Below are 12,533 nucleotides of genomic sequence, written 5' to 3' on the forward strand. Positions count from 1 at the left end.
GTTGCCGCGTGTTTACAGACAGTAGAAATGTCGAATATAGGCTATGTTGCTGCCTGTGAATCTGTATCTGATAGTGGAACTCTATCGAGCCTTAACGATCTTAATAATCGGAATAAAACTAATGAGCAGGCCAGCCAAGCTGGCCTGCGGGTACTTAGCGGGAACGCAAATCCAGCGCCACGTCGACGATCATGTCTTCTTGCCCCCCACCATGCGGCGTTTCCCCAGTTCCACCAGAATATCCACCGCGTTGATGCCGTATTTCGCCGCAGCTACCTCGCAATGACGCAGGAAACTGGAGTAAACACCAGCATAGCCCAGCGCCAAGGTTTCGCGATCGACGCGCACTGGCCGATCCTGCAACGGGCGAACCAGATCGTCGGCCGCATCCATCAGCGCATACAGATCGGTGCCATGATTCCAGCCGAGTTTGTCTGCCACAGCAATAAATACCTCAAGCGGCGCATTACCGGCCCCGGCGCCCATCCCTGCCAGGCTGGCATCCACACGATCGCAGCCTTCTTCCACCGCCACCATCGAGTTGGCTACCCCAAGGCTGAGGTTATGGTGCGCATGTATCCCGGTGAGCGTTTCCGGTTTCAGTACCGCTTTCAAGGCACGGAAACGGGCACGAATATCGTTCATATTCATTGCGCCACCAGAATCCACCACATAGATACAGGTGGCACCGTAACTTTCCATCAGTTTGGCCTGGCTCGCCAGATTTTCCGGCGTGGTCATATGGCTCATCATCAGGAAACCTACGGTGTCCATACCCAGCTCACGGGCAAAGGCGATATGCTGCCTGGAGACATCGGCTTCGGTGCAGTGGGTAGCCACACGCACCACTCGCGCCCCGGCATTATAAGCATCCTTGAGATCGTGAATAGTGCCGATGCCCGGCAGTAATAGCGTGGCGATTTTCGCATGGGTGGTGACATCCGCCGCCGCCTCAATCCATTCCAGATCGGTATGCGCCCCAAAGCCGTAGTTAAAGCTGGAACCCTGCAGGCCATCGCCATGGGCGACCTCAATCGAATCCACCTTCGCCGCATCCAGCGCCCTGGCGATATCCTGCACATTTTGCAGCGTATATTGGTGACGAATGGCGTGCATCCCGTCGCGCAGCGTCACATCCGAGATATAGATTTTTTCTCGTTCATAGCCGTTCTCCAGCAGCATTCGCCATTGCCTGAGCCATACGCTCGGCGGTTGCCAGCGCAGCAGAAGTCATAATATCGAGGTTGCCTGCGTAAGATGGCAGGTAGTGCGCCGCCCCCTCAACCTCCAGAAATACCGCGGTTTTTAGGCCAGAAAAACGCCCGATCCCCGGCAGGTTAAGCGGTGCATCTGCCGGGATCACGTCAAACTGCACTTTCTGCTTGAGGCGATAGCCCGGTACATAGGCCTGCACCGCTGCCGCCATCTCGGTAATTGAAGCCTCTACCTTGGCTTGATCGACGGCTTCACTGAGCACATAAACGGTATCGCGCATCATTAATGACGGTTCCGCCGGGTTCAGAACGATAATCGCTTTGCCCCGCTCAGCTCCGCCCACCACTTCGATTGCCTTACTGGTGGTTTCGGTAAACTCGTCGATATTGGCACGGGTGCCAGGCCCGGCAGACAGGCTGGCAATAGAGGCGATAATTTCGGCGTAATGGACTCTGGCCACTCGCGCTACTGCGGCTACTATCGGGATCGTCGCCTGGCCACCGCAGGTCACCATATTAACGTTGGTCTGGCCGAGATTCTCTTCCAGGTTCACCACCGGAACGCAGTAGGGGCCAATGGCCGCAGGCGTCAAGTCGATAAGCCGGATCCCCGGTTTGGCCGCCCGTAGCACGGCATCATTTTTAATATGCGCGCCCGCGCTGGTGGCATCAAAAACGAAATCGATGTCGGCAAACTCTGGCATCTGGATCAACCCTTGGGCGCCGGTATGGCAGGTCGCAACGCCCATACGGCGAGCACGGGCCAGGCCGTCCGACTCAGGATCGATACCGACCATGACCGCCATCTCCAGATGCTTGGCGTTACGCAGGATTTTGATCATCAAATCGGTACCGATGTTACCAGAGCCGATGATCGCCACTTTTTTCTTGCTCATGACTGGCTATCCTCATAGAAGTGGGCTGTTACCGTACCAACACCGTCAATTTCCGCCATAAAGCTGTCGCCGAGCTTCACTGGCACCATCGGACCCAAAGCTCCCGTCAGTACCACGTCGCCCGCTCGCAGTGGCGTTCCAAGGCTGGCCATTTTGCGTGCCAACCAAACCGCAGCATTAATCGGGTGCCCAAGGCATTCACTGCCACGCCCGGTGGAAACCACCTCGTTATTTCTGGTCATGCTCATACCGCAATTTTGTAAATCCAGCGAATCCAGCCGACGCGCCGGGCCACCTAGCACATACGCGCCGCAGGACGCGTTATCCGCCACGGTATCGACAAAGGCGATAGACCAGTCCCTGATACGGCTGCCTACCACTTCCAGCGCTGGCAACACCCACTCCACCGCACCACATAACTCATCAAAAGTGGTATCCGCATGCAATAAATCGCGATTCAGTACCAATGCAATCTCGGCTTCGATACGCGGTTGCATCACGCGCGAAAACGGGATGCTCTGGTTGCTGCCATAGCACATGTCAGCAAACAGCGTGCCGAAGTCCGGCTGATCAACCCCCAGTTGTTGCTGCACCTTGGGATGGGTGAGCCCAACTTTGCGGCCCACCACGCGGCGGCCAGCGGCCTGCCAATGCTGCACGTTCAACTGCTGGATGGCGTAAGCCGCCTCACCATTGTCGATGCCGAGACGATCGCGTAATGGCTCAATCACCTTGCCGCTGCTCTCGGATTGGCGTAATGCCTCAGCCAATTGCTGCAGGCTGTAATCACTCATAATTCACTCCCTGATTAATGCTTGAGGAAATCCAGCACCATGCGATTAAAGGTATCGGCATGTTCCCATTGCGCCCAATGCCCGCAGTTGCTGAATATGTGCAACTGTGATCCGGCAATGCCCGCCAGCAGGCGCAGCCCGGTATCCATCGGCACAAAGCGATCGTTACGCCCCCAGACGATCAGCGTTTTGGCCTTGATTTCACCCAGGCGCGGGCTGAAATCCGGGAACTGCTTCGGATTAACCGACAGGCTCTTGACGAAGTTTTCCAGGTGATCGCGGTGGGCCAGAATATTGTCGAGGCGGGTTTTGAACAGCTCTTCGGTCAGATCGCTGGGATCGTAAACAAAGATGTTCATCATTTTGCGCAGGTTCTCAATGTTAGGCTCACGGTAGAGCCCTTGCAGCAGCTTGATCCCTTCCGTCGGCATCGGCACAAACGGGCTCGCGCCGCCGGTACCGCCCCCATCAACACCAGTTTGCCTACCCGCTCCGGCCAGGTCAGGGTAAAGGCGACGGCGCTGTGGCCACCCATGGAGTTCCCCAGCAGATGCACCTGTTGCAGATCCAGTGCATCCACCAGCCCTTTCAAAATGCGGGCATTCAGGTCAGAACGGGAACCAGTACTGACAATTGAGTCGCTCTTGCTCCAGCCAGGGCAATCCAACAGGATCACGCGAAAACCTGCGGCCACCAGCGGCTCAATATTACGGCTGAAATTTGCCCAGCCGCTGGCACCAGGGCCAGAGCCGTGCAGCATCACCACGGTTTGTGCGCCGTTGCCACAGTCGTTGTAATGGATGCGCAGATTGGCTTCCCCTTCGCGGATTTGCACGAAGCGGCTGGTATTCTCTTCAGTAAGGTCAAAGGATTGCGATGTCATGATGTTCTCCATTTATCGTTATTTCTGCAGCGGGGCCGCGCTAAGGGAGCCGAACCCGGTGATCCACTCAGGCAGCTCGCGGTAATAGCGGCTTTCAGCCTGATAAGGGCCAAAAGCCGATAACGCAGCAAAAGCGGCCATCCAGGCTTTAACTTCATGGGTGGAGCGGCCGGCGATCGCCGACAGTTCGTCATTACCCAACCCATCCAGCTCAGCAAGCCGCCCGCTGGAAAGAATGTCCATAAACTGGTTATCCCAGACCGGATTGAGGGGATGTAAGGTGTTTGGGTCTTCAACAAAGGCACGGGCGGCAGAAATAACGCGGTGCTGACGCAATTGGCGCTCCTCTGGCGGTAACTGATAACCGCTGCCCAACAGGCGGTCACGCAGATGCGCGTCGGCCCCGGCCAACTGTGGCACCGGCGGCTGATGCGACAGGCCGCCAGAACCCAGGATCAGCACCCGTTTATTGAGCCCTTTGGCAAAACGCCCGATGGCTTCGCCCAGCAGGCGCGTGCGCTTGAAGCCAGGCAATGGTGGAGCGACGCCATTAACAAACACCGGTAACACCGGGTAGTTCGCTAGCCCGCCAAGCAGATACTCCAGAGGCTGGGCAAAGCCATGGTCAACCTGCATACAATAGGAAACCGCAATGTCGACTCCCGCGTCCATCACCGCTTGAGCGCAGGCTTCGGCCAACGCCTCAGGCACCGGGAGTTCACCAGCGGCGCTGTTGAAATCACCAATTGCCGTCGCTGCCATTCCAATGCAGAAAGGCGGCATAATGTCGTAGAAAAAGCCGTTGTAATGATCGGGAGCGAACAGGATCACCAGTTCGGGATCAAATGCCTGGATCCGTTCACGCGCATCGGCAATGGTTTTTTCCACTTCGGCCAATACCGCAGGAGCCGGATCAACATAGCCCACCAGCGGGGAGTGTGAGAGGCAATGGAGATAAGCATTCATATCAAGCCACCTTGTTTTTATTAGTTGGGGTGATTAGCGCGGAATGGAGCGAAACGGCCATTGCCAGGTCATCCATTAACCGGCCAAGAGTCTGTGGAATGGCGACTCCGGCAACAAAACGATCCGGGCGGAGCACCACGATGGAATGCTGCTGATTGGCAAACCACGCTTTCAGCCGGCCAGTGGTATCCCCCACGCACACCACGCCGGTTGGCAGTTGGCGTATGGCGGAGAGCTGCACTTGCGGCACTACCTGAATAAATTGCGTTCCTGCCTGTTGCCATTGCACAATCTGCTCTTCGCTCAGGCCCCATTGCGGGTTGCTGCCCCAGGCGATAATGGCAAACTGCGGCCCGATAGCTTCATCCAGCAGCCGCTGAGTGCCATTGCTGAAGGTGACTGTCGGCTGGATAAACATACGCCCGACCGGCGAGCTCTCATCTTCGCCCTGCACCAACGCACCGCTGTGATATCGCGGCATCGGTTTAAAGCGCATCTCGAGGAAGTAGCGTTTGACGGGCGGCAGATAATTGAGTACCCACGATAGCGCATCCCGCAGCTTGCCTTGCCAACGGTGTGCGGGGGCGAGCACCTGCCCCGCCGTGACGGAAAGATCGATCATCGCTTTGGCATGATCGCGGCGTTCCTGCTGATAGGTATTGAGCAGGCGTTCCCCTGCCTGACCCTTTACGACCATCGCCAACTTCCAGGCCAGGTTTGAGGCATCACGCATGCCGCTGTTATATCCCTGACCCTGCCACACCGGCATGATATGCACCGCATCACCTGCCAACAGGATGCGATCAACGCGGAACTGCTCTGCAAGACGGGCGTTATGGGTGTAGACGCGCTGGCGGATCAGCTCAACATTTCCCGGTTCCGGCAGGACTTTAGACAGTAATTCACGCATCTTTTCCGGTTTGCTCAGTTCACTTTCGCTCTCCCCGGGCATCACCATAAATTCAAAACGGCGTATGCCATGTGGCAATCCCGCCGACACATATGGCCGTACCGGATCGCAACACATATAAATATGCGGAGTACCAAGCGGATCGTTGGCGATATCCACCACCACCCATTGGTTGGGTGCGGTTTTGCCTTCAAAAGCAATACCCAGGGTTCGACGGATAAAACTGCTGCCGCCATCACAGGCCACCAACCAGTCGGCTCGTACCGTTTCATGCTTGCCTTCGTCATCCTCAAGCTGCAGCGTTACGCCCTGAGCATCCTGGTTGAAAGCCATCAGGCGGCGGGAAAACAGACTGCTGACATTGGGAAAACGCTTCAGGCCTTCAAACAGCACGGCGTCCACCTGCGGCTGGATGAAAGCGTTACGCCGCGACCAGCCAAACTCGTCGGTCATTGGCTGAATATCGGCAAAGCAGCGCCCTTTCGGGGTAAGGAAACGCATCGCGTGCCACGGCGTGGTATGGGGCAATACCTCATTGACCAACCCAACCGCCTGGATGGAACGCAGCGCTTCATCATCAATACCAATAGCGCGTGGGTAATCGATCAAGGTGTCGAGTTTCTCAATCAACACAACCTTAATACCCATTTGGCCAAGATAGTTGGCCATCATCAGGCCAACCGGGCCTGCGCCTACCACGGCGACCTGGGCCTGATAGTTGGCAACCTGACCTGTTGCCGGGATCTTGCTGTTGGGCATACGTTACTCACTTATCCTGTTCGAGAGTCTATGAGGCGAGTATCGCCAGGTACCGGGCAGAAAAAGCCCCCCTCACCAGTTCGCAACACCAGTCTCCCTCTCCTACGGCATGAGGATTGGGGTGAAGGAGGGAAACCAATCAACCTTGGCTAAACTACAGCAGGCTCTTTATTGCCACCTGCGGGTCTACCAACAACTTTTCATCCACCCATTTCCCCTGTTGGATCAGTTTGCGCAGATGGCGCATTTCCCGCCCCTGATTGAGCGTGATGGCCCCCACCAACCGCCCATCCTGCAAGGCAAACCAGATGGCGCTATGCGCTTCACCGCTACCGCGCACCAACCAATGTTCGCTCTGCATAACCCCGATAAACTGAATATTGCTGTCGAACTGATCGGTCCAGAACCAGACGGGCACCGCAGCGGGTAAAGGCTTGTCCAGCATGGCGCAGGCGGCCACCATCGCCTGCTGGTTAGCGTTATCCCAGGTTTCCAGGCGGACAAGTTGCGCTCCCTTACGGCGTAAGGTGACATCGCCAGCCGCAAAAATACCGTCAACCGAAGTGCGGCAATGATCATCAACAATAATGCCGTTGGCCGTGGCTAATCCGGCCTGGGTGGCCAGTTGATCGTTGGCTTCGATGCCAATGCCGTAAATCACCGCGTCACCGATCAGCCGTTCACCGTCCTGTAACGTCAGCACCACGTTTTCCTGTTCCAGGGCGGCATGTTCAATCTGGGCGTTAAGGCAAAGGCGTATCTGATGTTGCTGATGCAGACTCATCAGGTAATCGCGAACCGGTGGCGGCGCATTACGCCCCATCACCATGGGTGCCTGCTCAATAACCGTCACCTCACAACCACATTGCCGGGCGCTGGCGGCCAGTTCCAGGCCGATGGTCCCGGCGCCAACAATCAGGATCCGCTGGTTAGCAATCAGTACGCCGCGTAACCGGCGGGCATCTGCCGCGGTGCGCAAGGTGTGAGACTTATCACCCAGCGCATCCAGCGATGCCAACCTGCGCGCCTTGGCTCCGGTAGCCAACAGCAACCGGTCCCAATCCAGTTCTTCACCATCGGCCAGCACTACCGTGCGCTGCTGGGTATCAATAGCGACGGCACGGGTGTTACGGCGCAGAACAATGGCATTCTCCTCATAGAAAGAGGCGAGGAGAATGTCTTGCAACTGCGGGGTTGGCGACAGTAACGTAGCTTTAGAGAGAGGGGACGCTCGTAGGGAATTTCCGGCTCTTCACTGATCAGGGTAATGGTGCCGGTAAACTGTTGTGCGCGGAGCGCTGCGGCGGCCATCGCCCCAGCCTGCCCCCCCAATAATCACTATCTGTTTCATGTTTGCTCCTATAACTGCAATCCACCCGCTACATTGCGGATACCCCGAATTGCCAGCCCCCCATCGGCATTGATCATCACACCGCTCAGCGTTCGGTTGTTACGGCGCGAGGCAAGCATCACATAAGGGCCAGTAAAATCTTCCGGAGCAGGAGAGAATTGCAAAGGCAAAATAGCGGCGATCTTTTCAGGCGTCAGTGCCTGCATTATTGAAGTATCCTGCTGCCCAAGCGCCTGCGGGCCACGCAAGTCGCTGGCCATGCCACAAGGCCCTACGCCGTTGACCCGTACCTTAGGAGCCAGTTCATAGGCCAACTGACGGATAAGCCCCGTGTCGGCATGCTTACTGGCGGTATACAGCGGACCGCCGCCGCCGGGATACCAGGCAGCATTGGAGAGGGTAAAGATCATACTGCCAGCCGATTGGATCAACGCCGCAGCACTGGCCTTGGCGCCGAGCAGATAGCCTTTGACGTTAACGGCAAACAGCTCGTTAAAACCGCTCTCTAACTGTTCAGCCGGGGTATCCAGCAACGAAGCATTGTGATCCCAGATACCGGCGTTGCCGATAAAACAGTCCAGGTGACCAAAGCGGCACAGGGCCATATCAACCGCGCGCTGATTATCGGCAAAGGAAGTTACATCCCCCTGCACGGCAACAATCTGCTCACCAAATTGCTGTTGTAATCCGCTCACTTTCTGCGCTGAACGCTCCAGGGTCACCACGTGAGCCCCTTCTTCAATAAAGCGCGCCACCAGCGCCAGCCCTAAACCTGAACCGCCACCGGTTATCAGCACCACATCATCTTTGAGATCGGACATCAAACGCCCTCCGGTAAATCGATAAACACGGTCCCCTCGATGATGGAGACCGGGTAGGTTTGCAGCGGCACTGTGGCAGGCATGCATAATGCTTTGCCGGTTTTCAGGCAAAAACTGGCCGAGTGCAGCGGGCATTCCACGGTGGCGTCTTCATCGATATAGCCCTCAGACATCGACGCATTGCCGTGGCTGCAACGATCGTTGATCGCGTAATATTCACCACCAACATGAAATAACGCGATCGTCGGCTCATTATCGATCCGGAGGGCCTCCCCTCCGGTAACGCCCCAACAAGACAGGCTTGGATTCGTTTCATCAGAACAATACGCTCAAGTTGTGAGAGGTAATGACCGCCTGATCGAGAATGATTTCACGCCCACACAACCCCCAGCCTTCTGCGGTCGACCGGCGGCGCAGCAGATCGGTACGGGTGCCTACGTAAAAAGCTTCATCACGCTCTTTTTGCGCCCGGTAAAGCAGGTAGTTAACCCGCACCGAGAACACGTCAGGCTGCGCCGTTTCGGTAATGATGCAGTTGCTGACCATATGGCGAGTACGGGACGGAGGTTCTTCTGCCCAGGCCATGCCGGTTTCCAGACGGGCAATTCGACGCTCGAGCTGTGATTTGTTGTCATTGAAAATCCAGGTCGTCGGAGGCTGTGCTCCTTTGCGACGATCGCGTGTCTGCGCATTGACCGTGGTACGCATGGTGTAGCTCAAGTCGTCATCAAGCAGTTCCAGCCAGGCGCGGAATTCCCAATCATCCAGCAGGGCGGCTTCATGGTAGAGGAACTGGGTAATCTGATGATGGAGTTCAAAAGAGACGGGATGGCTCATTTCATCACCTCCTGCTGATAGGCTGCGGTTTTGTCTTGGACTTCCTGCCAGGTTTCGCTGCTCAGCAAATCCGCCCAACGCTGGTACATGCCGCGCGCTGCGGTTTCAGAGAAGATGTAGTTGGTAATGCCAGGAATACCGTCATCACGGCGTTTTTCCTGATTCAGCCCCATCTCCAGGCACAATGGGTTATGGCGCGCTTGGTGGCCTTTGAGTAATTTCTGGATCTCGCACCAGTTCTCCGAATCATCCTGCTCCAGGAAACCGGCAGGGCCGAAGGCGCGGGTGGCGCTATTTTCAAATGCGGCTTTGGTTTCATCCGAAGCGGCCTTGTCGGCAATACAGAACGCCCAGACTTCTACCTGATCCGGCCCACGGGGGTGCCAGACGCGCAGAGTAGCGGTGCCATTGAGCCAGGATAGGGTCGGGAAAATGTTGTTATGGCCCGCCAGGCGTAAGGCGCGGATCTTTCCAAGGCGCTGCTCTGCTTCTGCGTAGCTTTCCCGGTAGTAACGTGAAACCTCACCATCAACCCACACGTTGGCGTCCGGTTTTTCAGTAAAGAAGAAGCCGCAACCGTGGCCATCCTGGCCAAACTGCACCGCGTCTTTAGCCGTTTCCCATACCGGGCGAGGGGTCTGGCCTTCACCCAGTTTTTTATCGCTGCCGTCCTGCATACCGCCCAGAACCTGTACCGCCGAGACATGGCTGAACAAGGCATGATACTGATCGCTGGCGAACTGCTCGGCCGGGAACTTCCAGTTGCAGTTAATCACCCACTTTTGCACGCCGCCGACAATTTCGGTGCCGCCTTCCCGGCGATCCAGCAGACCATCCAGATACCAGGCCATATCGCCCAGATACTCAAGCAGTGACGGAGCGCTGGTATCCCAGTTGGCGAAGATCAGGCCTTTGTAGCTTTCAACGCAGGGAACTTCTTTCAGCCCCCAATGGGACTTGCACAGCCCTTGCGGATAGGCACGGGGCTCTAAGGGCACATCGACCAATTCGCCATCAATGCCGTAAGACCAACCGTGGTAAGGACAGGTAAATGCGCGGGTATTGCCACTGTCGGCGTAACTGACGCGCATTGCGCGGTGCCGGCACTGGTTGAGAAACGCCTTGATGGAACCGTCTTTCTGACGGATCACAACAACGGCGTCTTCTCCCATATAAGTGTTAAAGAAATCGCCCGGTTTTGGGATCTGGCTTTCGTGGGCCAGAAATAGCCAGCAACGGCCAAAAATTCGCTCCAGTTCTAATTGATAAATTTCCGGATCGGTATAAATACGAGGCAGAACTTGCCCATTCTGGGTGTCGATCAAGCTATAGATATCTAAATTTGTGTTCGTGGTCATATTATTTGATCCTCATCCAAGAGATGTATTGACCTTCGTAGGGGTTGCACAAAGGATGTTGCTTTCCGGTTACTATTTTGTGAAATAGTTAAAATCGACCGTATCAGACATTTTTTCTATGATTGGAGAAAAAGGCATGGAATTAAGACACTTACGTTATTTTGTCGCAGTAGCTGAAGAACTTAATTTCACGCGGGCTGCGGAGAGGCTGCATACTTCGCAACCCTCTTTGAGCAGCCAGATCAAAGATCTGGAAAGTTGCATTGGTGCCCCGTTATTGATCAGAAACAATCGGCAGGTTTCGCTGACCCGCGCAGGAGAGGTGTTTTTGCTTCAGGCGATCAATATTCTTGAATTGTCTGAGCAGGCAAAACAGTTGGCGCGTAAGGCGATGGAGGAGGAACGGGTTCGGCTGATTATTGGCTTTGTGCCCTGCGCAGAGGTGAATATCCTGCCCGATGTGCTGCCCCAGTTGCGCCTGCGGCTACCAGCGTCCAGTATCGAACTGGTGAGCATCATTACCACTCATCAGGAAGACAAGTTGTTGAAAGGGGAAATTGACGTCGGCTTTATGCGCCACCCGATCAACAGTAATCAACTGAATTTTCAGGTAGTTTATCGCGAGCCCCTGGTAGTGGTGATGCCCGTCAATCATCCCTTGAGCAAAGAGACTCTGCTTGAACCACATCATCTTGATGGCGAGAACTTTATCAGCACCGATCCGGCCCACTCAGGCGCGTTACACCAGATGGTGACAGCCTACCTCGCCCAAAATCACAGCCAACCCATAGTCGTGCAGGCAGCCACCAACATTCTGGTCACCATGAACCTGGTCGGTATGGGGTTAGGCCTGTCGATTGTGCCGCGCTATGTCTGCCACTTTCAATCATCGAACGTGGTGTTTCGCCCGTTACCGGCCAGTGCGCCACAGATTGAATTATTGATGGCATGGCACCGGGAAAACAGCAGCCCAGCGCTGGCGCAAATGATTGATCTGGTTGAGGAGCAGGCGGAGCTTTAACCGTATCCCGATCTTTTTCTTTCAGGCCTCTCTCCTATTTTGGCGATTCTTTTTGCCATCAGCCCCCAAACCCTCCGTTCAGTCATATAATGACGCATTGCAAAAGAGATAAAACCCGCCATTCTGTACGATGTCTGTATCATATCCCCCTAACCGAGGAGCATTTATGTCCGTATCAGCCCGTAACCAACTATCTGGCACCGTCTCTGCCGTAGCCAATGGCGCAGTCAACGATGAAGTGGAAATTACCCTGGCTGGCGGAGAAAAGCTGGTGGCGATGGTGACCGCCAAAAGCCAAAAGTCGCTCGGCCTGGTCACCGGCAAAGAAGCCGTCGCCCTGATCAAAGCGCCTTGGGTGATTCTGGCCTCAGAAGATTGTGGTCTGCGTTTCTCTGCCCGCAATCAATTTGCAGGCGTGGTGAGTTCGGTTGAGAAAGGTGCAGTAAACACGACCGTGCATGTCAAAACAGATGCGGGTTTCACACTGACTTCAGTGATCACCAATGAAAGCCTGGATGAGATGTCACTGGCAAGCGGCTCACGGGTCATTGCGCTGATTAAAGCCTCCTCCGTGCTGCTGGCCGTCAAGGCATAAACTCCCCTATCCGGGTAGCCCGTTTACAGGCCGTAAGCCATCGACAGCATGCAAATGCCCGATCGCGATGCGCCTGCCAGGGCGCACGGGTAACAGAGCCTTTATAGGCGCGCATGAAAAACCTCCGG

9 protein-coding genes and 4 pseudogenes are annotated in these 12,533 nt (G+C 55.7%); 2 read left to right on the forward strand and 11 right to left on the reverse strand.

The genetic code is table 11. The annotated features are described in order from the left end of the window. Positions 1–154: 154 nt before the first annotated feature. From mhpE to hcaE, 11 genes and pseudogenes are all read right to left on the reverse strand, one after another. Positions 155–1,182 (reverse strand): annotated as a pseudogene (mhpE, locus tag ACQ86O_RS25060) (4-hydroxy-2-oxovalerate aldolase). Beyond that, the gene (locus tag ACQ86O_RS25065) at positions 1,160–2,110 is read right to left on the reverse strand and encodes an acetaldehyde dehydrogenase (acetylating) (RefSeq protein WP_431223321.1); all 951 of its coding nucleotides are present in this window, start codon (positions 2,108–2,110) and stop codon (positions 1,160–1,162) included. Before ACQ86O_RS25065 ends, mhpE begins: the two are co-directional and overlap by 23 nt. Continuing rightward, complete coding sequence (gene mhpD, locus ACQ86O_RS25070; protein WP_431223322.1) at positions 2,107–2,904, reverse strand: 2-keto-4-pentenoate hydratase; 798 nt, start codon at positions 2,902–2,904, stop codon at positions 2,107–2,109. Before mhpD ends, ACQ86O_RS25065 begins: the two co-directional genes overlap by 4 nt. 14 nt (positions 2,905–2,918) lie before the next feature. Next, positions 2,919–3,787: pseudogene (locus tag ACQ86O_RS25075) on the reverse strand (alpha/beta fold hydrolase). An 18-nt stretch (positions 3,788–3,805) separates the two neighbouring features. Then, a complete protein-coding gene (mhpB, locus tag ACQ86O_RS25080) occupies positions 3,806–4,753 on the reverse strand; it encodes a 3-carboxyethylcatechol 2,3-dioxygenase (RefSeq protein ID WP_431223323.1) in 948 nt (315 codons plus the stop codon). 1 nt (position 4,754) lies between these two features. Beyond that, positions 4,755–6,422, reverse strand: coding sequence for a bifunctional 3-(3-hydroxy-phenyl)propionate/3-hydroxycinnamic acid hydroxylase (locus tag ACQ86O_RS25085; protein ID WP_431223324.1), 1,668 nt, complete (start codon positions 6,420–6,422; stop codon positions 4,755–4,757). A 154-nt stretch (positions 6,423–6,576) separates the two neighbouring features. Further along, positions 6,577–7,733: pseudogene (gene hcaD / locus ACQ86O_RS25090) on the reverse strand (3-phenylpropionate/cinnamic acid dioxygenase ferredoxin--NAD(+) reductase subunit). Positions 7,734–7,781: 48 nt separating this feature from the next. Continuing rightward, positions 7,782–8,594 carry a 3-phenylpropionate-dihydrodiol/cinnamic acid-dihydrodiol dehydrogenase gene (gene hcaB / locus ACQ86O_RS25095; RefSeq protein ID WP_431223325.1) on the reverse strand — a complete coding sequence of 271 codons (813 nt, stop codon included), beginning with the start codon at positions 8,592–8,594 and terminating at the stop codon, positions 7,782–7,784. Continuing rightward, positions 8,594–8,910 (reverse strand): annotated as a pseudogene (gene hcaC / locus ACQ86O_RS25100) (3-phenylpropionate/cinnamic acid dioxygenase ferredoxin subunit). Before hcaC ends, hcaB begins: the two are co-directional and overlap by 1 nt. Continuing rightward, entirely contained in the window at positions 8,910–9,431 is a 522-nt protein-coding gene (gene hcaF / locus ACQ86O_RS25105) for a 3-phenylpropionate/cinnamic acid dioxygenase subunit beta (RefSeq protein WP_431223326.1), read from the reverse strand. The pseudogene hcaC and the gene hcaF overlap by 1 nt, the downstream one beginning before the upstream one ends. Then, entirely contained in the window at positions 9,428–10,789 is a 1,362-nt protein-coding gene (gene hcaE, locus ACQ86O_RS25110) for a 3-phenylpropionate/cinnamic acid dioxygenase subunit alpha (protein WP_431223327.1), read from the reverse strand. Before hcaE ends, hcaF begins: the two co-directional genes overlap by 4 nt. A gap of 136 nt (positions 10,790–10,925) precedes the next feature. Between hcaE and hcaR the strand changes: the two genes are divergently transcribed. Together hcaR and ACQ86O_RS25120 are read left to right on the forward strand one after the other, a co-directional pair. Next, positions 10,926–11,810 carry a DNA-binding transcriptional regulator HcaR gene (hcaR, locus tag ACQ86O_RS25115; RefSeq protein WP_431223328.1) on the forward strand — a complete coding sequence of 295 codons (885 nt, stop codon included), beginning with the start codon at positions 10,926–10,928 and terminating at the stop codon, positions 11,808–11,810. A 166-nt stretch (positions 11,811–11,976) separates the two neighbouring features. Continuing rightward, positions 11,977–12,405, forward strand: a complete 429-nt coding sequence (locus ACQ86O_RS25120; RefSeq protein ID WP_431223329.1) for a TOBE domain-containing protein — start codon at positions 11,977–11,979, stop codon at positions 12,403–12,405. The last annotated feature ends 128 nt before the right edge of the window (positions 12,406–12,533 follow it).

Origin of the sequence: Serratia sp. L9, assembly GCF_050632285.1 — a bacterium.
In the GTDB taxonomy this organism is placed as follows: Bacteria; Pseudomonadota; Gammaproteobacteria; order Enterobacterales; family Enterobacteriaceae; genus Chania.

What these genes read in the sequence shown, in the direction of transcription:
- ACQ86O_RS25065 (WP_431223321.1), bottom strand. Translation starts at nt 2,110, where the DNA reads ATGAGCAAGAAAAAAGTGGCGATCATCGGCTCTGGTAACATCGGTACC.
- mhpD (WP_431223322.1), bottom strand. Translation starts at nt 2,904, where the DNA reads ATGAGTGATTACAGCCTGCAGCAATTGGCTGAGGCATTACGCCAATCC.
- mhpB (WP_431223323.1), bottom strand. Translation starts at nt 4,753, where the DNA reads ATGAATGCTTATCTCCATTGCCTCTCACACTCCCCGCTGGTGGGCTAT.
- ACQ86O_RS25085 (WP_431223324.1), bottom strand. Translation starts at nt 6,422, where the DNA reads ATGCCCAACAGCAAGATCCCGGCAACAGGTCAGGTTGCCAACTATCAG.
- hcaB (WP_431223325.1), bottom strand. Translation starts at nt 8,594, where the DNA reads ATGTCCGATCTCAAAGATGATGTGGTGCTGATAACCGGTGGCGGTTCA.
- hcaF (WP_431223326.1), bottom strand. Translation starts at nt 9,431, where the DNA reads ATGAGCCATCCCGTCTCTTTTGAACTCCATCATCAGATTACCCAGTTC.
- hcaE (WP_431223327.1), bottom strand. Translation starts at nt 10,789, where the DNA reads ATGACCACGAACACAAATTTAGATATCTATAGCTTGATCGACACCCAG.
- hcaR (WP_431223328.1), top strand. Translation starts at nt 10,926, where the DNA reads ATGGAATTAAGACACTTACGTTATTTTGTCGCAGTAGCTGAAGAACTT.
- ACQ86O_RS25120 (WP_431223329.1), top strand. Translation starts at nt 11,977, where the DNA reads ATGTCCGTATCAGCCCGTAACCAACTATCTGGCACCGTCTCTGCCGTA.